Source organism: Streptomyces sp. NPDC034670 (assembly GCF_055574875.1).
Genome location: NZ_JBVITR010000041.1, coordinates 46,844 through 66,749, shown reverse-complemented (window position 1 = coordinate 66,749; position 19,906 = coordinate 46,844). Strand labels below are relative to the sequence as shown.

The 19,906-nt window shown below is 76.3% G+C and carries 18 protein-coding genes; 15 read left to right on the top strand and 3 right to left on the bottom strand.

The annotated features are described in order from the left end of the window. Positions 1-428 precede the first annotated feature (428 nt). The 3 genes from ACZ56B_RS24295 (at position 429) to ACZ56B_RS24285 (ending at position 2,793) form a co-directional block, all read left to right on the top strand. Positions 429-1,004 carry a helix-turn-helix domain-containing protein gene (locus tag ACZ56B_RS24295; protein WP_468794295.1) on the top strand — a complete coding sequence of 192 codons (576 nt, stop codon included), beginning with the start codon at positions 429-431 and terminating at the stop codon, positions 1,002-1,004. Further along, a complete protein-coding gene (locus tag ACZ56B_RS24290; protein WP_468794292.1) occupies positions 1,001-1,729 on the top strand; it encodes a helical backbone metal receptor in 729 nt (242 codons plus the stop codon). The genes ACZ56B_RS24295 and ACZ56B_RS24290 overlap by 4 nt, the downstream gene beginning before the upstream one ends. Positions 1,730-1,857: 128 nt before the next feature. Continuing rightward, positions 1,858-2,793: a LysR family transcriptional regulator gene (locus ACZ56B_RS24285; protein ID WP_468794289.1), complete on the top strand. Its 936-nt coding sequence runs from the start codon at positions 1,858-1,860 to the stop codon at positions 2,791-2,793. Positions 2,794-2,836: 43 nt separating this feature from the next. On the opposite strand, the gene ACZ56B_RS24280 is transcribed toward ACZ56B_RS24285, so the two are convergent. Then, entirely contained in the window at positions 2,837-3,544 is a 708-nt protein-coding gene (locus tag ACZ56B_RS24280) for a gamma-glutamyl-gamma-aminobutyrate hydrolase family protein (protein ID WP_468794286.1), read from the bottom strand. Between the two features lie 414 nt (positions 3,545-3,958). Here ACZ56B_RS24280 and ACZ56B_RS24275 point away from each other — a divergent pair, with 414 nt between their 5' ends. After that, the gene (locus tag ACZ56B_RS24275; protein WP_468794307.1) at positions 3,959-4,867 is read left to right on the top strand and encodes a DUF2510 domain-containing protein; all 909 of its coding nucleotides are present in this window, start codon (positions 3,959-3,961) and stop codon (positions 4,865-4,867) included. Positions 4,868-4,871: 4 nt separating this feature from the next. Here ACZ56B_RS24275 and ACZ56B_RS24270 read toward each other — a convergent pair whose 3' ends face one another. Then, a complete protein-coding gene (locus ACZ56B_RS24270) occupies positions 4,872-6,074 on the bottom strand; it encodes an amino acid deaminase/aldolase (protein ID WP_468794283.1) in 1,203 nt (400 codons plus the stop codon). A 956-nt stretch (positions 6,075-7,030) separates the two neighbouring features. Here ACZ56B_RS24270 and ACZ56B_RS24265 point away from each other — a divergent pair. The 3 genes from ACZ56B_RS24265 to ACZ56B_RS24255 are packed head-to-tail and all read left to right on the top strand — an operon-like array spanning position 7,031 to position 9,832. Further along, the gene (locus tag ACZ56B_RS24265) at positions 7,031-7,843 is read left to right on the top strand and encodes a hypothetical protein (protein WP_468794280.1); all 813 of its coding nucleotides are present in this window, start codon (positions 7,031-7,033) and stop codon (positions 7,841-7,843) included. After that, positions 7,840-9,048, top strand: a complete 1,209-nt coding sequence (mycP, locus tag ACZ56B_RS24260; protein WP_468794277.1) for a type VII secretion-associated serine protease mycosin — start codon at positions 7,840-7,842, stop codon at positions 9,046-9,048. The genes ACZ56B_RS24265 and mycP overlap by 4 nt, the downstream gene beginning before the upstream one ends. Before the next feature lie 52 nt (positions 9,049-9,100). After that, a complete protein-coding gene (locus tag ACZ56B_RS24255) occupies positions 9,101-9,832 on the top strand; it encodes an SseB family protein (protein ID WP_468794274.1) in 732 nt (243 codons plus the stop codon). 37 nt (positions 9,833-9,869) lie between these two features. Here the strand turns inward: ACZ56B_RS24255 and ACZ56B_RS24250 are convergent, their stop codons facing one another. Then, a complete protein-coding gene (locus tag ACZ56B_RS24250) occupies positions 9,870-10,247 on the bottom strand; it encodes a DUF1844 domain-containing protein (RefSeq protein ID WP_468794271.1) in 378 nt (125 codons plus the stop codon). Between the two features lie 409 nt (positions 10,248-10,656). On the opposite strand from ACZ56B_RS24250, the gene infC reads away from it, so the two are divergent. From infC to ACZ56B_RS24210, 8 genes are all read left to right on the top strand, one after another. Next, positions 10,657-11,301, top strand: coding sequence for a translation initiation factor IF-3 (gene infC, locus ACZ56B_RS24245; RefSeq protein WP_468794304.1), 645 nt, complete (start codon positions 10,657-10,659; stop codon positions 11,299-11,301). Positions 11,302-11,410: 109 nt separating this feature from the next. Further along, positions 11,411-11,605 carry a 50S ribosomal protein L35 gene (gene rpmI, locus ACZ56B_RS24240; protein WP_003977225.1) on the top strand — a complete coding sequence of 65 codons (195 nt, stop codon included), beginning with the start codon at positions 11,411-11,413 and terminating at the stop codon, positions 11,603-11,605. Between the two features lie 98 nt (positions 11,606-11,703). Beyond that, complete coding sequence (gene rplT, locus ACZ56B_RS24235; RefSeq protein ID WP_004933571.1) at positions 11,704-12,087, top strand: 50S ribosomal protein L20; 384 nt, start codon at positions 11,704-11,706, stop codon at positions 12,085-12,087. A gap of 209 nt (positions 12,088-12,296) precedes the next feature. Beyond that, positions 12,297-13,169, top strand: coding sequence for a TrmH family RNA methyltransferase (locus tag ACZ56B_RS24230; protein WP_468794301.1), 873 nt, complete (start codon positions 12,297-12,299; stop codon positions 13,167-13,169). Positions 13,170-13,447: 278 nt separating this feature from the next. Then, entirely contained in the window at positions 13,448-14,593 is a 1,146-nt protein-coding gene (locus ACZ56B_RS24225; RefSeq protein WP_468794268.1) for a sensor histidine kinase, read from the top strand. Between the two features lie 137 nt (positions 14,594-14,730). After that, a complete protein-coding gene (pheS, locus tag ACZ56B_RS24220; protein WP_468794265.1) occupies positions 14,731-15,852 on the top strand; it encodes a phenylalanine--tRNA ligase subunit alpha in 1,122 nt (373 codons plus the stop codon). Beyond that, positions 15,852-18,365 carry a phenylalanine--tRNA ligase subunit beta gene (gene pheT / locus ACZ56B_RS24215; RefSeq protein ID WP_468794262.1) on the top strand — a complete coding sequence of 838 codons (2,514 nt, stop codon included), beginning with the start codon at positions 15,852-15,854 and terminating at the stop codon, positions 18,363-18,365. The genes pheS and pheT overlap by 1 nt, the downstream gene beginning before the upstream one ends. Positions 18,366-18,762: 397 nt before the next feature. Further along, entirely contained in the window at positions 18,763-19,806 is a 1,044-nt protein-coding gene (locus tag ACZ56B_RS24210) for a PP2C family protein-serine/threonine phosphatase (RefSeq protein WP_468794259.1), read from the top strand. Positions 19,807-19,906: the final 100 nt, after the last annotated feature.

Genomic DNA, 19,906 nt, shown 5'->3' with positions numbered 1-19,906 from the left:
CCCCCCCCCCCCCCCCCCCCCCCCCCCCCCCCCCCCCCCCCCCCCCCCCCCCCCCCCCCCCCCCCCCCCCCCCCCCCCCCCCCCCCCCCCCGGCGCCGTCTCCGGCGCCGGGAACCGGTCACCGCCGCAGGGGGGGGATCCGGACAACCACACACCGCTACGCCTTCCCCGGGCTTCCCCGCGACCTCGGGCGGACCTCGGGGAACAATGGCGGGAACGCCCCGTACCGCGTGCGGGGGAACAGAACGGACCGCCCGGTGGCCGGCGCGAAGTGCGGGGTCGGACCCGGTCCTGTGCGACGGCGACGTGACGGGCGCCTGAAACGGTGTGCCGAACATGCGTAGGGTGCAGACAACCCCACGGGGACACGCGCCGGGAACACCGGGGCGCCGGGCACGGGACGACGGGCGAAGGAGGGAGCCGGAGCGATGGGCGATCACAAAGAACAGCCCCTGCGGGTGGGCGCGGCGGTGCGGCGGCGACGCCGCGCGCTCGACCTCACCCTCGCCGTCGTGGCCGAGCGCAGCGGCCTGTCCGTGCCGTTCCTGAGCCAGATCGAGAACGAGCGGGCGCGACCCAGCCAGAACTCCCTGGAGAAGGTCGCCGACGCCCTGCGCACCACCGCCGTGGAGCTCCTCGCCGCGGCCGACCCGGCGTGCAGCGTCGACGTCGTCCGCGCCGAGGGACCCGGAGGGGCACCGGGGCCGGGGCCGCGGGTGCGCTCCCTGGTGCGCGGCCACCACCAGATGCACGCCTCCGAGTTCACCGGCGATCACGACGCGGGCCGCGAACTCCAGTTCCGCAACGACCAGTTGATGTACGTGGCGGACGGAGCGGTGGAGATCGAGGCGGAAGGGCGCGCCTACCGCCTCGGCCGCGGCGACACCCTGTACCTCACCGGAGGCGTCCGGCACCGCTGGCGTGCCACGGTCCCGGAGACGCGGCTCGTCGTCGTCGCCGTGGCCGAGCACATCGAGGCGGTGCGGGACGGACCGCGCCGGTGAGCGGCGTCCGGGTCGTCTCCCTCGTCCCGTCGCTGACGGAGGCAGTGGCGCTCTCCGCCCCCGGCCTGTTGGCCGGGGCCACCGACTGGTGCACGCACCCCGCGGAACTGGACGTCGTGCGCGTCGGCGGCACGAAGAACCCGGAGGTGGACCGGATCGTCGCCCTCGCCCCCGACCTGGTGCTCGCCAACGAGGAGGAGAACCGCGGGCCCGACCTCGCGGCCCTGCGCGCGGCGGGCCTCGAGGTGCTGGTGACGGAGGTGCGGACGCTGCCGCAGGCCTTCCGGGAGCTGGCCGGGGTGCTCACGGCGTGCGGGGTGCCCTCGCGGCCCCGGTGGCTGGACGAGGCCGAAGCCGCCTGGGACGCCCTGCCCGCGCCGCCGGACCGCCGGACGGCGGTGGTGCCCGTCTGGCGGCGGCCCTGGATGGTGCTGGGCCGGGACACCTTCGCCGGCGACCTGCTGTCCCGGCTCGGCGTCGGGCACCTGTACGCGACCCATCCGGAGCGCTATCCGCGGATCCCGCTCGACGCGCTGCGGGCGGCGGACCCGGACCTCGTCGTGCTCCCCGACGAGCCGTACCGCTTCACCGCGCACGACGGGCCGGAGGCGTTCCCCGGGCTGCCCTGCGCCCTGGTCAGCGGCCGCCACCTCACCTGGTACGGGCCGTCGCTGGCCGAGGCGCCGGCGGTGCTGGGCCGGGCCCTGCGCGCGGCGCGCCGCTGACCGGGCCCCGCGCGGTCGCACACCGCCGCGCGGCCGGCCGGCGCACTCGCGGGGCCCGCGGCCGCAGGGCCGGGCCGGGGAGGGCGGTGACCGGGGGGCGCCCCTCCACGGCGGCATAAGCTGGCCCGATGAGCAGGACGGACGATCACGCCGACGACCGGCCGCCGGCCACCGGGTCCCTGGCCCACCGGGTGCCGGACCTCGGAGCGCTGGAGCTGCTGCTGGCGGTGGCGCGCCGGGGGAGCCTGGGCGGGGCCGCGCGGGAGGTGGGCATCACCCAGCCCGCGGCGAGCAGCCGGATCCGGTCGATGGAGCGGCAGCTCGGGGTGGCGCTGGTGGACCGCTCGCCGCGGGGCTCGCGGCTGACCGACGCGGGAGCACTGGTCACCGACTGGGCGCGGCGGATCGTGGAGGCGGCGGAGGCCTTCGACGCGGGGGCGCAGGCCCTGCGGGACCGCAGGGACTCCCGGCTGCGGGTGGCGGCGAGCATGACGATCGCCGAGTACCTGCTGCCGGGCTGGCTGATCGCGCTGCGCACCGAGCGGCCGGACACGGCGGTGTCGCTGCTCGCCGGGAACTCGGCGGCGGTGGCGCGGCGGCTGCTGGCGGGCGAGGCGGACCTGGGGTTCGTGGAGGGGCTCACCGCGCCGGCCGGTCTGGACTCCGCGGTGATCGCCCACGACCGGCTGATCGTCGTGACGGCGCCGTCCCACGTCTGGGCCCGCCGCGGGCGCCCGCTCGCCGCGGAGGAACTGGCGGCCACCCCGCTGATCCTGCGGGAGACGGGCTCCGGCACCCGCCAGGTCCTGGACGCCGCCCTGGGCGGCCCGGCCCGCCCGCTGATCGAGCTGTCCTCCACGACCGCGGTGAAGGCGGCGGCGGTGAGCGGCGCCGGCCCGGCGGTCCTCAGCGAGCTGGCCGTGGGGGAGGAGCTGGCGATGCGCCGCCTGGTCCGCGTCCCCGTGAGCGGCATCGCGCTAGCCCGGGACCTGCGGGCGGTGTGGCCGACGGGCCACCGCCCCACCGGCCCGGCCCGGGACCTGCTGTCGCTGACCCGGGGGTGAGGGGGCGCCCTCGCCGCCCCGGCCGGCCACGGCGGGGACGGCGCTACCCCCGCGCCGCGCCCCGGCCGGCCGAGGCGGCCTCGACCAGGGCCCGCACCACCCGCACGTCGTCGTCCATCTCCGGGTGCCACTGGACGCCCAGGACCCAGGGGGCCGCCGGGAGCTCGACCGCCTCCACCGTTCCGTCCTCCGCGTGGGCCGCCGGGACCAGGCCCTCGCCCAGGCGGTCCACCGCCTGGTGGTGGAAGGCCGGCACGGAGGTCTCCTCCGGGACGAGCCCGGCGTAGCGCGTGCCGGGCACCGGCCCGACCGGGTGACGGCCGAAGGCGCCCGGCGGCCCGGCGTGGCCGTCGACGTGCTGGACGAGCGTGCCGCCGAGGGCGACGTTCAGCAGGTGCATGCCCCGGCAGATCCCCAGCAGCGGGAGGCCGGCCTCCAGGGCCGCCCCGATCAGCGCGAGTTCCCAGGCGTCGCGCGCCCGCGCGGGCGGCCCGGTGCGCGGGTCGGGGTCGGCGCCGTAGCGGACGGGTTCCACGTCCGGGCCGCCCGCGATCACCAGGCCGTCGAGCCGCGCCACCGCCGCCGCGGCGTGCTCCGGCGCGTCCGGCGGGAGCATCACGGCCAGTCCGCCCGCCCGCTGCACCAGCCGCGGGTAGCCGGCGGGCAGCAGCGCGGCGTCCAGCCGCCACCCGCCCCAGCGCACGCCGGACTCCGCGTAGGTGCTGATGCCGATCAGTGGCCGGACCGCCATGTCGCGCGCCTTTCGTCCGTGTCGGTCCCGGGAGGACGCCGGCCCCCGGCCGGCTCCGCCTCGGCCGCCGCCGGGACCGCGCGGGCCGGCGCCGGCGCGACCGACGGGGGAGAGCGTACTGCCCGGCGCGCGACGGGCCGCAGCGGACAGCGGCATCGGCCTCCGCGGTGCCCCGGGCCGGTCAGCACCCCGCTGCTGCGGGAGCTGCTCGCCCGGGACCCCGAGCGCGCGGCCCGCCGCCCGGTCCACGTCCCGCTCGGCCGGTTCGCCGCGGCCGAGGAGACCACCGCCGTCGCCTTCCTGGCCGGCGACGGCTCCTCCTTCGTCCACGCCACCGGCTTCCCGGTGGACGGCGGAATCCCGGGGGCGCACCCCACACCGCTGTGCGCCTCGCCCTACAGTGCCGGAATGAGCATGACGCCTCCGCCCGGCTGGTACCGCGACCCGCACGCCCCGCACCTGGAACGCTGGTGGGACGGCACGGCCTGGACCGGGCACCGGCGGGCCCCCGGGAGCGCCGGACCGGTGCCGGGGCCCCCGGACCCCGCCGGCGCCACCGGCCGCGCCAGGGCGGTGGCGCTCACCACCGCCGGAGCCGTGCTCGTCGCCGTGGTCGTCACCGCGGCGGTGTTCCTCGGCGGGGACGACGGCGGTCCGCGGGCGGGGACCGGCCCCACCGCGGCCACCTCCGCCCCCGCACCGCGGACCCCGCCCCCCTCGCCGTCCGCCGCCCCCTCGGGGCCCGCGGCCGACGACCCGGCCGTGGTCGAGGACCAGCTCAACGGCATCGCCTTCCCGCTCCTCGACGGCTGGGTCCGGCCGGAGCACGTCGCCGAGGACGACGCCGTCATGACCACCGACGGCACCTACGACTGCCCCGGCGAGGGCACCGTCTGCCGCCGCGGCCTCGTCCTCTCCCGCACGGTGACCGGATCCGACGAGACCTCGCCCGAGCGGCTCGCCGAGGAGGACATCCCGGAGGCGGCCGACGCCGCCTTCCACGAGGACGCCCTCGGCCGCCGCCCCTACGGGGGCCTGAAGTCCCACCGGGTCGTCAAGTCCGGGCCGGTCGCGGTGGCGGGGCGCGCCGGGTACCTCGTGCGCTGGCGCGTGACGACCGCCGAGGGCCCCGGCGGCTACGTGCAGTCGATGGTCTTCCCGTCCAGTACCGGCACCGAGTCGCCCGTCCTCGTCCGGTACGTCTTCGACGCGGGCGAGGACGGGCCCCCGCCGGCCGACATGGACCGCATCACCCGGGGCATCCGCCCCCTCGACGGCGCCGGTCCGGGCGGCGTCGGCAGCAGCATCGGCCCGGCGGGCTGAACGCTCACAGGAACGCGTGCCCCTCGCCGCGGTAGGTCGGCACCGTCGCCGTCACGGCGTCGCCCTCGACGAGGTGCAGCACGTCGAACCGCTCGCACAGTTCCCCCGCCTTGGCGTGCCGGAACCACACCCGGTCGCCGATCAGCAGGTCGTCGGCGGGCGGCCCCAGCAACGGCGTCTGCACCTCGCCGGCCCCCTCCCGGGGGTCGTAGCGCAGCCCCTCGGGCAGGTACGGCACCGGCAGCCGGTCGGCGCCGGGCGCGCCGGACGCCGGGTACCCCCCGCCGAGCACCGTCACCGCCCCCACGCCCGGCCGCCGCACGACGGGCTGGGCGAAGAGGGCCGCCGGACGCCCCGTGAACGACGTGTAGTGGTCGAACAGCCGCGGCACGTACAGCCCCGACCCGGCGGCGACCTCCGTGACCGCGTCCTCCGCGACGGTGTGCTGCACGCTGCCCGTGCCGCCGCCGTTGACGAACTCCAGGTCCGGCACGACGGCCCGCACCGCGCGCACGGCCGCCGCGCGCCGCTCGGCCAGCTCCCGCCGGGCCGCGGCCTGCATCAGCCGTACCGCCCGGGACCGCAGCGGCCGGCCGGCCACCGCGTCGCCGACACCGGCGACATGACCCTCGTACGCCATGACCCCCACGACCCTGAACCCGGGCCGCCGGGCCACCGCGCGCGCCGCGTCGGCGAGTTGCGCGGGGGAGTGCAGCGGGGAGCGCCGGGCGCCGACCCGCACCCGCCCGCCCAGCAGTTTCAGGGAGGTGTCCAACTCCAGGCAGACCCGCACGACTTCGCTGCCGCCGGCCCGCGCGGCGTCGATGAGGTCCAGCTGGGCCGGATCGTCGACCACGACCGTGACGGCGGCGGCGAGCGCGGGGTCGGACGCGAGCTCGGCGTACCGGGCGCGGTCGGCGGAGGGGTAGGCGAGCAGCACGTCGCCGAAGCCGGAACGGGCCAGCCACAGGGACTCGGCGAGCGTGAACGACATGACCCCCGCGAACCCCTCCCGGGCCAGGGCCCGTTCGAGCAGCGCCCGGCAGCGCACGGACTTGCTGGCCACCCGGACCGGCTTGCCCGCGGCCCGGCGGACCAGGTCGTCCGCGTTGGCGTCGAAGGCCTCCAGGTCCACGATCGCCAGGGGGGCGTCGAGGTGGGCGGTGGCCCGGTCGTAACGGGCCCGGTCCGAGGCGCGCGCAGTCATGGGCGCAGCCTGCCAGACGGGATCACCGCAGGGTAGGGGATGTTCCGGGCAGATGCCGCGGCCCCGCGGACCGGTTCCCGTCCGGGCGGGGGCACACCGTAGAGTGACGCGCACGCACGCACGGCGGAGCGGCGCCGGCCGGAGGCCCGGACCGGGATGACGCGCCGCCGGTGCGGGTATCCATGCCCGGGACGCGCCCGTGCCGGGCCCCTGGCAGGAGCACACCGGCCCGCACGTGAGGAACGGCCCGGACACGAGGAAACGGGGGGTGCATGAGCACGGAAGCGCGGCGCGCCTCCCCCCTCCCGCGTCCCACGCCCCCTCCGTCCGCGCCCCCGCGCCCGGCCACGCCTCCCCGCCCGGCCACGCCCCCGCCCCCGGCCGCACCCCCCCGCCCGGCGCATCCGCCGAGGACGGCGCAGGACGGCACGGCCGGTCCGGACCGCCGACGGCACCCCGTCCCGCAGGACCCCTCCCGCACGCCCCCCGCGCAGGGCCCGGTCGCGGGCGCCCCCTGGGGCGACCCGCCGGACGGCGGCGAGCCGGCGGGCCGGACCACGGGCGGGACCGGCGCGTTCGACGTGCGGGGGCCGGCCCGGGCCGCCGGCCGGCACTCCGCGGCACCACCGCCCCCGCGTGCCTCCGCCCGCTTCCCGGACGCGCCGCCCACCGTCGGCCGGGAGACCCGGTCCGCGGACGCCTCCCGCCCGGGCGGCGCCACCGCCGTGCCGCGACAGCCCGGTCACCGCCCCGCCGGGGACCGCACGGACACACCCCCGAAGACCCCGTCGGAGGAGACCACCCGCCTGCGCCCGGTCCCCGCGGACCGCCCGCACCCGTCCTCCGCGCCGGCGCCCGGCGCGCCCCGGCCGGGCGCCGGCGCCCCCGACCCCGCCCTCTCGTGGAGCGCCCCCGCGGCCCCGGGCGGCGCGCACCACGGGACCGGGCGGCCGACCGTGTCGTTCGGGGAGCCGGAAGGGTACGACGCGGACGCGCGGCCGCGTCCGCTCGGACGGCGCGGCCGGTCCCAGGCGGTCGCCGCCGCCGTCTGCCTCGTGCTGGGAGCGGGCCTGATCGGCGGCGCCACCACCGGGAGCTGGCTCGTCGGGGACTCCGGCGGGTCCGGGGACCGCGGCGGCTTCGCCGCCGCCGGGGCCCTGTGGCACAACGTCCCGGTCGACCGGCTCTTCCCGCCCACCGTGCGGGGCGGGGGCGCGGGCCCCGGCGGCGCCGACCGGACCTGGACCCGGATCGCGGTAGCCCCCGACGGCGGCTGCGAGGAGGCCTTCGACCCCCTGCTGCGCAAGGTCCTGGCCCCCGTCGGCTGCGCACGTCTGCTGCGCGCCACCTACACCGACGCCACGCAGAGCCACGTCACCACCGTCGGCCTGCTGTTCACCAAGGCCGACGCCGCCGGCATGGCCTCCCTCGCCCGCCGTTTCGACACCGAGCGCCTGGACCGCCGGACCGACCTGGTGCCCCTGCCGTACGCCGCGAAGGGCACGGCCGCCGCCGCGTTCGGCGCCCGGCAGCGGGCCTCCTGGACGATCTCCGTCCTCACGGACGCCCCCGTCGTCGTCTACGCCGTCTCCGGCTGGGCCGACGGCCGCACCGTCGACGCCCCGCAGCCCGCCGAGGAGGCCATGGAGTCCGACGCCACCACCGCCCCCGCGCAGGCCGGCCTCGGCCACGAGGCGCGGGGACTGGCCGACCGGGTCGAGCGCGGCGTGCGGGGGCACGCCGGCACCGCCACGGAGGGTCCGTCGTGAGGCCGGCCGCCGGCCGGGGCCCCGCCGCGGCCCTCGGCGTCCTGCTCGCCGCCTCCCTCGCCCTCCTGCCCGCCACCGCCGCGCACGCCGACGGCATCCGCGCCCGGCAGTGGGGCCTGGAGGCCCTGCACACCGAGGAGGCCTGGCGGACCACGAGGGGCGAGGGCGTCACCGTCGCCGTCCTGGACACCGGCGTCGAGGCCGACCATCCCGACCTCGAAGGCAACGTCCTCGCCGGCAAGGACCTGGTCGGCTTCGGCGCCGGGCCCGGCGACCGCGCCTGGGCCCGCCACGGCACCGCCATGGCCGGGATCATCGCCGGCCACGGACACGGCCCCGGGAACACCGAGGGCGTCATGGGCGTCGCGCCCGAGGCCAGGATCCTCCCCGTCCGCGTCATCCTCGAGGACGGCGACCCCGCCCGCGCCAAGGCCCGCAGCACCCGCGGCAACGCCCTCGCCGAGGGCATCCGCTGGGCCGCCGACCACGGGGCCGACGTCATCAACCTCTCCCTCGGCGACGACTCCGCCTCCGCGCACGCCGAACGCGGCGAGGACGAGGCCATCCAGTACGCCCTGGACAAGGGCGTGGTCGTCGTGGCCTCCGCCGGCAACGGCGGCGAGAAGGGCGACCGCGTCTCCTACCCGGCCGCCTACCCGGGCGTCATCACCGCCACCGCCGTGGACCGCTACGGCACCCGCGCCCCGTTCTCCACCCGCCGCTGGTACGCCACGGTCAGCGCCCCCGGGGTGGACGTGATCATCGCCGACCCCGACCGCAAGTACTACGAGGGCTGGGGCACCAGCGCCGCCGCCGCGTTCGTCTCCGGCGCCGTCGCCCTGGTCAGGTCGGCCCACCCGGACCTGACCCCGGCCCAGATCAAGCGGCTCCTGGAGGACACCGCCCGCAACGCCCCCGCCGACGGCCGGGACGACTCCCGAGGCTTCGGCTTCGTCGACCCGGCCGCCGCCCTCGAGGCCGCGGCCCGCACGGAACCCGAGGCCCTGGAGCCGGCGTCCTACGGCGAGGAGTACTTCGGCCCCGGCCCGGACACCGGCGCCCCCGACGACGGCACCGCCGCCTGGGCGGCCCCCCTCGCGGGCGGCGCCGGCGGCGTCCTGCTGGTCGCCGCGGTGGTCCTGTGGCGCGGGCGCCGCGCGCACGGCGAGGACCCGCGGGCCTGGGCCCCCGCGGGCGACCGGTGAGGGGGACGCCCCCGTCCGGGCGGGGCACGGGCGGCCGATAGGGTCGGTGACCGTGGCGAACAAGAACATCCCCGACCCCGCCTACCGCGACGACGACGGCTCCGCCGACCCCCGGCTGAGCGCGGCGCTCGCCGCCTGGGCCGAGGACCGCGAGGCCGTCGGCCCCGTCCTCGAGGCGCTCAAGGGCGCCCGGCTGCTCGTCCCGGTGGTGGCGATCCTCGGCGAGGTCGAGGAGGACGAGAACGGGCTGCGCCGCGAGAAGACCAGCGAGATGGCCGTCCCCACCCTCAAGGCGGGCACCCGCACCGCGCTGCCGGCCTTCACCTCCACCGACTCGCTCGCCCGCTGGGACCCGGCGGCCCGTCCCGTCGCCGTGCCCCTGCACCAGGCGCTGCAGGCCGCCGCGCACGAGAAGGCGGACACGGTGGTCCTGGACATGGCGGGGCCGGTGCCCTTCGAACTGACCGGTCCCGCGCTGCTCGCGCTCGCCGAGGGCCGTACCACCACCGACCCGCTCGCCGACCCGGCGGTCGTCGGGGCCGTGCGCGCGGTCGTCGCCGGGGAGCCCGCGGTCCTGCGCGCCCACCTGGGGCCGGGCCGGGCGGACGGCACCCTCGCCGTGGTCCTCGACCCCGCCGTGCCCGCCGCCGACGCCGTCCGTGCCGTGGCGCGGCGGCTGGCCGCCGACGAGACGCTGAGGGCCCGCCTGGTGCGCGGCCTCGACCTGGCGGTCCTGCCGGCCGGGGCGACGCCTCCGGGCGAGCCCCTGTACGTGCGCGCCTGAGACCGGCCCCCCGGGTCACCTGGGACCGGTCCCCGGGTCAGGCGTAGAGGGGACCCGTGTACTTCTCGCCCGGGCCCTGGCCCGGCTCGTCCGGGACCAGCGAGGCCTCGCGGAAGGCCAGCTGCAGCGACTTCAGGCCGTCCCGCAGCGGGGCCGCGTGGAACGAGCTGATCTCGGTCGCGCTCGCGTCCAGCAGACCGGCCAGCGCGTGCACCAGCTTGCGGGCCTCGTCCAGGTCCTTGTGCGTCTCGCCCTCCTCGGTCAGACCGAGCTTCACGGCGGCGGCACTCATCAGGTTGACGGCGACCGTCACGATCACCTCGACCGCCGGGACCTCGGCGATGTCGCGGGCCATGGTGTCGAAGTCGGGGCTGCCGGGGTTCTCGGGGGTGTCCGGGGCGGAGGTGTCACTCATGCCCCACACGATAGGCGTAGGGCGCGCGTCCCCCTGACGGCAGGAGGCCGGCACGGGGCGCGGGACGCGCGGTTAGCGCCCCCCCTCGGGGAGCTGCTAACCTTGTACAACGACCGGTCGGACCCGTATGCCTCACGGCTCGCGAGCCCGGCCCACAAGTGGAGGCTTTCGAACTCCCACCTGGCCGCCCTCAGGGCGGCGGGTCACCGGTCAGGCGGCGCCCTCCTCGCGACGGCGGTCCGCCCGAAAGCGCGCCCCGCGGTCCTCGCGGCGGTGCTCCGGTAGTTCGAGGAGCCCCGCCTGTGATCGTCCGGGGCATTTTTCGTGCTTCGGCGCGGTTAGGTCTAACGAACACAGACGTTACGCGGCTGTCCGCCAGACCGTCGCGTGGTGCTACCGAGGAGGATCCATCAGCGCCGAGCCCCGCATCAACGACCGGATTCGCGTTCCCGAGGTGCGACTTGTCGGTCCCAGTGGCGAGCAGGTCGGCATCGTGCCGCTCGCGAAGGCACTGGAGCTTGCGCAGGAGTACGACCTGGACCTGGTCGAGGTCGCGGCGAACGCCCGTCCGCCCGTGTGCAAGCTCATGGACTACGGGAAGTTCAAGTACGAGTCGGCCATGAAGGCCCGTGAGGCGCGCAAGAACCAGGCGCACACGGTCATCAAGGAGATGAAGCTCCGGCCGAAGATCGACCCGCACGACTACGACACCAAGAAGGGTCACGTCGTCCGGTTCCTCAAGCAGGGCGACAAGGTCAAGATCACGATCATGTTCCGCGGTCGCGAGCAGTCCCGGCCCGAGCTGGGCTACCGGCTGCTGCAGCGGCTCGCGGAGGACGTCCAGGACCTCGGGTTCGTCGAGTCGAACCCGAAGCAGGACGGCCGCAACATGATCATGGTCCTCGGTCCGCACAAGAAGAAGACCGAGGCGATGGCCGAGGCTCGCCAGGCACAGGAGGCCCGCAAGGCGGAGGCGAAGGCCAACCCCGGCCGCTCGCAGAACGCCGCGGACACCGAGGCCGCCCAGGCGGCCGAGGAGCCTGCCGAGGCGTGACTCCCCGGGGCGCGAGCCCCAGGAAGCAACCGAAACAAGAACGACGCTCCACCGTGCCCGGTTTCACGACCGGGCACCGGAGCGCCACCGACGAGGAGAGAACGGCGCTATGCCGAAGAACAAGTCGCACAGCGGTGCCAGCAAGCGCTTCAAGATCACCGGCTCCGGCAAGGTGCTCCGCGAGCGTGCCGGCAAGCGCCACCTGCTCGAGCACAAGTCGTCCCGTGTGACGCGTCGCCTCACCGGCAACGCCGAGATGGCCCCGGGCGACGCCGCGAAGATCAAGAAGCTTCTCGGCAAGTGACGCCCCGGCGCGCGAGCGCCGTCCGTACGTCAGACCGGGACCCAATCGATTTCGGGCCGTGTGAGCACCACCGCGGCCCCGCTACAAGGAGTTAAGAAGTGGCACGCGTCAAGCGGGCAGTCAACGCCCACAAGAAGCGCCGGGCGATCCTCGAGCAGGCCTCCGGCTACCGCGGTCAGCGTTCGCGCCTGTACCGCAAGGCCAAGGAGCAGGTCACCCACTCGCTGGTCTACAACTACAACGACCGCAAGAAGCGCAAGGGCGACTTCCGTCAGCTGTGGATCCAGCGCATCAACGCCGCCGCCCGCGCCAACGGCATCACGTACAACCGCTTCATCCAGGGCCTGAAGGCCGCGAACGTCGAGGTCGACCGCAAGATCCTCGCCGAGCTGGCCGTCAACGACGCCACCGCCTTCGCCGCGCTCGTCGAGGTCGCGCAGAAGGCGCTGCCGGCGGACGTGAACGCGCCCAAGGCCGCGTGACGCCGCATCGGCGTTAGGCCGAGGCAACCGAGGGACCCGCAGGCTCGCATGCTTGCGGGTCCTTCGCTGCGGTCGGTCGGCCGGCCGCGGCTCCGCCGCGCCCACGCGGCGGAGCCGCGTGCCGAAACAGCCCCGCGCCCCCGGGGAGCTGCTGTCCCGTTGCTCGGAACGTGCTGCGCGTTTGCGATCTCCTGAAGGTGAAGAAGAAGATGCCCCCCGTCGGCCCCGAGCTGATCTCCTCCCGCTCCCCCCGGATCCTGGCCGCGCGGAGGCTGGCCAAGCGGAACTTCCGGGGGAAGGAGCGGCTGTTCCTCGCCGAGGGGCCGCAGGCCGTGCGGGAGGCCGTCGCGCACCGGGAGGGGCCCGCCCCCACACTCGTCGAGCTGTTCGCCACGCCCGAGGCCGCCGAGCGGTACGCCGACATCATCGGCGGGGCCCGGGACGCCGGAGCCCGTGTCCACCTCGCCTCCGAGCAGGTCGTCGCCGACGTCTCCACCACCGTCACCCCGCAGGGGCTCGTCGGGGTCTGCCGGTTCCTGGACACCCCCTTCGAACAGATCCTCGCCGCCCGGCCCCGGCTCGTCGCCGTCCTCGCCCACGTGCGCGACCCCGGGAACGCCGGCACCGTGCTGCGCTGCGCCGACGCGGCCGGAGCCGAGGCCGTGGTGCTCACCGACGCCTCCGTCGACCTGTACAACCCCAAGGCCGTCCGCGCCTCCGTCGGCTCCCTGTTCCACCTGCCCGTCGCGGTCGGCGTCCCCGTCGAACGGGCCGTGGCCGGACTGCGGGACGCGGGCGTGCGGGTGCTCGCCGCCGACGGCGCCGGTGACCAGGACCTCGACGACGAGCTGGACAAGGGCACCATGGGCGGGCCGACCGCGTGGGTGTTCGGCAACGAGGCCTGGGGGCTCCCGGAGGAGACCCGCGCGCTCGCCGACGCCGTGGTGCGCGTCCCGATCCACGGAAAGGCGGAGAGCCTGAACCTGGCGACCGCCGCCGCCGTATGCCTCTACGCGTCGGCGCGTGCGCAGCGCGCTGCCGGAGGGTGCCGCCCGGTCACCGGCGGGCCGGGGCCCGCCTGACGGTCGCCCGCACGCCCCGCCGCGTCCGGCGCGCGCTTCCTCCGGGTCCTCCGCGCGGGGGGACCCGGCCGCGTCGCGGGGCCGCCCCGGTGGCTCCCCCTCGCTCCCGGCTCCGCCCGAGCGGGGCCCACGGCGCCGCGGGGCCCGCCCTTCGGGCGGACAACGGGAAATCGCCAGGCGGGCCCTAGTAGGGTGACCAGCTCGGGGACCCCCCCAAGCTCTCGGCCGGGCCCGGGCACGGGGCGCCCCGAGGAAGGTCCGAGAGGCGGGATACGGGGATGAGCGTCGGCACGAGCAGCGCACCGGGAACACGGCGGACGGCACGCCCGCCCGCGCCTCGGCCCGGTGACCACGCCGAGCTCGGCATCGACCCCGACCAGCTGCCCGACGGGCTCGTCGTCGCCGACGAGCACGGGCGGGTGATCTGCTTCAACGCGGCGGCCGTCCGCATCACGGCCGTCCCCGCCGAACGGGCCCTCGGGCAGCCGCTGGAGACGGCCCTGCCGTTAGAGGACCTGGAGGGCCGCCGCTGGTGGCGGCTCACCGACCCCTACGGCGGCCTCGCCATCCGGGTGGGCCAGCCCGAGCGCAACCTGCTGCTGCCCGGCGGACGCGAGGTCCTCGTCTCGGCGCGCTACGTCCGCACCCGGCCCACCGGACCGGTCCACCGCGTCGTCGTCACCCTGCGCGACACCGAGGCCCGGCGCCGCACCGAGCGCAGCCACGCCGAGCTGATCGCCACCGTCGCCCACGAACTGCGCTCCCCGCTCACCTCCGTCAAGGGCTTCACCGCCACCCTGCTCGCCAAGTGGGACCGGTTCACCGACGACCAGAAGCGGCTGATGCTGGAGACCGTCGACGCCGACGCGGACCGGGTCACCCGGCTCATCGCCGAGCTGCTCGACATATCGCGCATCGACTCCGGGCGCCTGGAGGTGCGGCGCCAGCCCGTCGACATCGGCGCCGCCGTCGCACGGCACATCCAGGCGCACGTCGCCGCCGGGCAGCCGACCGACCGGTTCCTGCTGCGGGTCCAGCACCCGCTGCCCGACCTGTGGGCCGACCCGGACAAGATCGACCAGGTGCTCGGCAACCTGCTGGAAAACGCGGTGCGCCACGGCGAGGGAACTGTCAGGATCGACGTCACGCCCACGGTGTCCCCGCGCGACCGGGACGGCGTCGAACACGCGGCCACCTCGGTCACCGTGAGCGACGAGGGGCCCGGCATCCCGGAGGAGTCCATGAACCGCGTCTTCACCCGCTTCTGGCGGGGCAGCAAACGCGGCGGGACGGGCCTGGGACTGTACATCGTCAAGGGCATCGTCGAGGCGCACGGCGGCACCATCACGGTCGGACGCGCCCCCGAGGGGGGCGCCCGGTTCCGATTCACCCTGCCCGTGGGGGCGCCGGCGTATCTCGCCTGACGAACCACGGGCGCATCCGCACACCCCCGCCCCGTTAGACTCGGCCTTTGGCACCTTTGTGTCCCGAAAACCGTGACGAGCCGTCCACGAGTCGGTGACGGGGACCATCAGCCAGCCAATCGGAAGCACGGGAAGAGATGTCGGCACCCAATAAGTCGTACGACCCAGTCGAGGTCGAGGCGTTGAAACCGGAAGAGATCGAGCGCATGCGGGACGAGGCGCTCGCCGCCTTCGCCGCCGCGGACTCCCTCGACGCGCTCCACGAGGCCAAGGTCGCCCACACCGGCCCCGCCTCACCGCTGGCCCTCGCCAACCGCGAGATCGGCGCCCTGCCCCCGCACGCCAAGGCCGAGGCCGGCAAGCGCGTGGGCCAGGCGCGCGGTGCCGTGAACAAGGGGCTCGCCGCCCGCCAGGCCGAGCTCGAGGCGGAGCGGGACGCCCGCGTGCTGGTCGAGGAGGCCGTGGACGTCACGCTGCCCTACGACCGCGTGCCGGCCGGCGCCCGCCACCCGCTGACCACCTTGTCGGAGCGCATCGAGGACGTCTTCGTGGCCATGGGCTACGAGGTCGCCGAGGGACCCGAGGTCGAGGCCGAGTGGTTCAACTTCGACGCCCTCAACATCGGCCCGGACCACCCGGCCCGCGGCGAGCACGACACCTTCTTCGTCCAGGGCCCCGAGGGCGGCACCGAGTCCGGCGTCGTGCTGCGCACCCACACCTCGCCCGTGCAGATCCGCTCCCTGCTCGACCGCGAGCTGCCGGTCTACGTGATCTGCCCCGGCCGCGTCTACCGCACCGACGAGCTGGACGCCACCCACACCCCCGTGTTCCACCAGGTCGAGCTCCTCGCCGTCGACGAGGGCCTGACCATGGCGGACCTCAAGGGCACCCTGGACCACATGGTGCAGTCGCTGTTCGGCGAGGGCATGAAGACCCGGCTGCGGCCGAACTTCTTCCCCTTCACCGAGCCGAGCGCCGAGATGGACATGCTCTGCTACGTCTGCAAGGGCGAGTCCGTCGGCGACCCCGACCGGCCCTGCCGCACCTGCTCGTCCGAGGGCTGGATCGAGCTCGGCGGTTGCGGCATGGTCAACCCGCGGGTGCTCACGGCCTGCGGCGTCGACCCGGAGAAGTACAGCGGGTTCGCCTTCGGGTTCGGCATCGAGCGGATGCTGATGTTCCGCCACAACGTCGAGGACATGCGAGACATGGTCGAGGGTGACGTCCGGTTCACCCGGCCGTTCGGGATGGAGATCTGATGCGGGTCCCGCTTTCTTGGCTGCGGGAGTACGTCGACCTGCCGGCGACGGAGACCGGGCGCGACGTCCAGGCCAAGCTCATTTCGGCCGGCCTCGAGGTCGAGACCGTCGACCGGCTCGGCGCCGACCTCAAGGGCCCCCTCGTGGTGGGGCAGGTCGCCACCGTCGAGGAGCTGGAGGGCTTCAAGAAGCCGATCCGCTTCTGCACCGTCGACGTCGGCCGGGCCAACGGAACCGGTGAGCCGCAGGAGATCATCTGCGGCGCCCGCAACTTCGCCGTCGGCGACAAGGTCGTCGTCGCGCTGCCCGGCGCCGTCCTGCCCGGCGACTTCCAGATCGCCGAGCGCAAGACCTACGGCCGGATGTCGCGCGGCATGATCTGCTCCAGCGACGAGCTGGGCATGGGCGACGACGGTTCCCAGGGCATCATCGTGCTGCCCCCGGAGACCGAGGTCGGCAAGGACGCGGTCGAGCTGCTGGAGCTGGTCGACGAGGTCCTCGACATCGCCGTCACCCCGGACCGCGGCTACTGCTTGTCGATGCGCGGCGTGGCCCGCGAGACCGCCATCGCCTACGGCCTGCCGCTGCGCGACCCGGCCCTGCTCGACGTGCCCGGCCCGAACGCCTTCGGCCACCCGGTGAAGGTCTCCGACCCCGTCGGCTGCGACCGCTTCACCGCCCGCACGGTGACCGGCCTCAGCCCCGAGGCGCGTTCCCCGATCTGGCTGAAGCGCCGGCTGCAGAAGGCCGGCATGCGCCCGGTCTCGCTCGCCGTCGACGTCACCAACTACGTGATGATGGAGCTCGGCCAGCCGCTGCACGCCTACGACCGCGACCTGGTCCGGGGCACCATCGGCGTGCGCCGGGCGGAGCCGGGCGAGAAGCTCACCACCCTCGACGGCGTCAAGCGGACGCTCGACCCCGAGGACCTGGTCATCACCGACGAGCGCGGCCCCATCGGCCTCGCCGGCGTCATGGGCGGCGCCGACACCGAGATCGCCGACCACGACGGCGCGGGGAACGCCACCACCGACGTGGTCATCGAGGCCGCGCACTTCGACGCGGTGTCGATCGCGCGCACGGCCCGGCGGCACAAGCTGTCCTCCGAGGCGTCCCGCCGCTTCGAGCGCGGCGTCGACCCGCAGGCCGCCGCCGCGGCCGCGCAGCGCACCGTCGACCTGCTGGTGCTGCTCGCCGGCGGCACCGCCGAGGCCGGCGTCACCGAGGTCGTCGCCCCGGCCGCGCCGCGCACCATCACCGTCCCGGCGGACCACCCGGACAAGGTCGCGGGCGTCGCCTACGGCCGGGAGACCGTCGTCCGCCGCCTCCAGGAGGTGGGCTGCGACGTCCACGGCCAGGACGAGCTGATCGTCACCGTGCCGTCCTGGCGGCCCGACCTCACCGACCCGAACGACCTGGCCGAAGAGGTCATCCGCCTGGAGGGCTACGAGAACCTGCCCTCCACGCTGCCCCGGCCGCCCGCCGGGCGCGGTCTGACCGGGCGGCAGCGGCTGCACCGCCGGATCGGCCGGGCCCTGGCCGGCGCCGGATACGTCGAGGCGCCGAACTACCCGTTCGTCGCCGAGCAGGTCTTCGACCAGCTCGGCCTGGACGCCGGTGACCCGGCCCGCCGTGTGGTGAAGCTGACCAACCCGCTCAGCGACGAGGAGCCGGCGCTGCGCACCTCGCTGCTGCCGGGCCTGCTCGGCGCGCTGCGCCGCAACGACGGACGCGGCAGCCACGACGTGGCGCTGTTCGAGACCGGTCTGGTCTTCCTCCCCCGCGAGGAGCAGCGCACCGCCGTCCGGCTGCCCGTCGACCGGCGGCCCACCGGCGAGGAGCTCGCCGGACTGGACGCCGCGCTGCCCGACCAGCCGCGGCACGTCGCGGTCGTCCTCGCCGGGGCCCGTGAGCAGGCCGGCTGGTGGGGCAGGGGCCGCCCGGCCGACTGGGCCGACGCGGTGGAGGCCGCCCGGACCGTCGCCCGCGAGGCCGGCGCCGAACTCGTCGTCCGCAAGGGCCAGTACGGTCCGTGGCACCCGGGCCGCTGCGCCGAGCTGCTGGTCACCGTCGACGGCACCGAGCGGGTCGTCGGCCACGCCGGTGAGCTGCACCCGGGCGTCCTGAAGACCCTGGGCCTGCCCGCGCGCACCTGCGCGATGGAGCTGGACCTGGACGTCCTGGAGCAGGTCGGCGACGACACCCCGCAGGCGCCGGGCATCTCCACCTTCCCGGTCGCCACGCAGGACGTCGCCCTGGTCGTCGACGCGTTCGTGCCCGCCGCGGACGTCGAGGCCGCGCTGCGCGAGGGCGCCGGCGAACTGCTGGAGTCCATCCGCCTGTTCGACGTGTACGAGAACGCCGAGCAGCTGGGCGAGGGCCGCAAGTCGCTGGCGTACGCGCTGCGGTTCCGCGCGGACGACCGGACGCTGACCGTCGACGAGGCGTCGGCGGCCCGGGAGGCGGCGGTCGCCCTCGCGGGCGAGCGCACCGGGGCCGTCCTGAGGAGCTAGCGCCACGAGGGACCGCGCCGAGCCGAGGGCACCCCGTGCCCCCGGGGCGGCGCGGTCCCTCGCGCTCCTTCCGGCGGCGCGCGCCCCTCACGTCCCCCCACCGCCGGTCACCTCACTCGTTCGGGTGACAATTCCGGGCGATACGTCCGGATCGGGGCATGTGGTCGACAGAATCGGACCGGCCTTTCCGGGCCGGTCCGCGCTGTCAGGGCCTACAGGGCCGTCAGGGCCTAAATGGGGGGCCATCGGCATGATCCGCTTCAAGGCTGGGACTCCCCGCGGGGTGCCGCCCCGGCCCGTCCCAGGGGCTCCCGCGCCCCTCCGTCTTCCGTTCGGCGCCCGCGCGGCGGGCCACCGTGCCGCCGTCCGGCGGGACGGCCGGCGTCCGCTGCGCCGGGTGCGCGACCTCGCCCTGCCCGTGGCCCTGGGCGCCGGCGCGGTGGCCTACCGGCTGACCTGTCCGCTGGCCCGGGACGACGCCCTCGGCGCGCGGCTCGTCAGCAGCGCCGTGCTGTGCGCGGTCTGCACCGGGCTGGTGCTGCACGTCCGGCACCGGATGCTGCGCGAACTGCGGCAGGCCCGCCGGGTCGCCGATGCCGCGCAGAGCGCGCTGCTGCGGACGCCGCCCCCGTACGTCGACGGACTGGCCGTCGCCGCCGTCCAGTTGCCCGCCGACCGGGGGGCCCGGATCGGCGGCGACCTGTACGAGGTGGTCGCCACCGAGCACGGCGTACGGGCCGTCATCGGTGACGTCCGCGGGCACGGGCTCGGCGCCGTCGGGACCGCCGCCGCCGTCCTCGGCAGCTTCCGCGAGGCCGCGCACGACGAGGCCGAACTGGCCGGGGTGCTGCGCCGGCTGGAGCGGGCGGTGGCCCGGCACCTGCGGGAGCGGGCCGGTGACGGGCACGCCCCCGCGGGCGCCGAGGACCCGTTCGCCGAGGAGTTCGTCACCGTACTGGTGCTGGAGATCCTCCCGGACGGGGAGATGCGGGCCCTGAACTGCGGGCACCCCTGGCCGTACCTGCTGAGCGGCGCCCGCGCCGACCGGCTCGCCCGGGCCGACCCGCTCCCGCCGCTCGGCCCGTTCCCGCTGCCGTCCGACCTCCCCGCCGTGCCCTGCGGACGCCTGCCGCCCGGCGACGTCCTCGTCCTGCACACGGACGGAGCCGAGGAGGCACGGGACGCCGGCGGCCGGTTCTTCCCCCTGGGCGACGTCCTCACTGGCGTCGCACGCGAGCACCCGGTCACCCCCCGGGCCGTGCTGCGGGCGGTCCTCGGGGCGCTGCTGCGCCACACGGTCGGGCCGCCCGGGGACGACGTGGCCCTGCTGGTCATCGGGAACGAGCGTCCGCCCCGGCGCGCCCCCGCCGGGGCGCGGGGGTCCGCGCACCCGGCCGCGGCGGACCTGCCCCCGGCCGGTCACCTGCGGTTCCCGGCGTGACGGGGACGACGGGGCCGTGCGCCGTCCGCCCCGCCACGGAGTGTCGGGCAGGCGGCGGGGCGGACGGCGCGGAAACGGGCCGCCGCACTGTACGAGGGGG

Bases quoted from the DNA above. Each gene is read 5' to 3' on its own strand.
- pheT (WP_468794262.1), top strand. From the start codon at position 15,852: ATGCGGGTCCCGCTTTCTTGGCTGCGGGAGTACGTCGACCTGCCGGCG.
- ACZ56B_RS24295 (WP_468794295.1), top strand. From the start codon at position 429: ATGGGCGATCACAAAGAACAGCCCCTGCGGGTGGGCGCGGCGGTGCGG.
- ACZ56B_RS24280 (WP_468794286.1), bottom strand. From the start codon at position 3,544: ATGGCGGTCCGGCCACTGATCGGCATCAGCACCTACGCGGAGTCCGGC.
- ACZ56B_RS24230 (WP_468794301.1), top strand. From the start codon at position 12,297: ATGCCCCCCGTCGGCCCCGAGCTGATCTCCTCCCGCTCCCCCCGGATC.
- ACZ56B_RS24270 (WP_468794283.1), bottom strand. From the start codon at position 6,074: ATGACTGCGCGCGCCTCGGACCGGGCCCGTTACGACCGGGCCACCGCC.
- pheS (WP_468794265.1), top strand. From the start codon at position 14,731: ATGTCGGCACCCAATAAGTCGTACGACCCAGTCGAGGTCGAGGCGTTG.
- ACZ56B_RS24285 (WP_468794289.1), top strand. From the start codon at position 1,858: ATGAGCAGGACGGACGATCACGCCGACGACCGGCCGCCGGCCACCGGG.
- rpmI (WP_003977225.1), top strand. From the start codon at position 11,411: ATGCCGAAGAACAAGTCGCACAGCGGTGCCAGCAAGCGCTTCAAGATC.
- ACZ56B_RS24250 (WP_468794271.1), bottom strand. From the start codon at position 10,247: ATGAGTGACACCTCCGCCCCGGACACCCCCGAGAACCCCGGCAGCCCC.
- ACZ56B_RS24225 (WP_468794268.1), top strand. From the start codon at position 13,448: ATGAGCGTCGGCACGAGCAGCGCACCGGGAACACGGCGGACGGCACGC.
- ACZ56B_RS24275 (WP_468794307.1), top strand. From the start codon at position 3,959: ATGACGCCTCCGCCCGGCTGGTACCGCGACCCGCACGCCCCGCACCTG.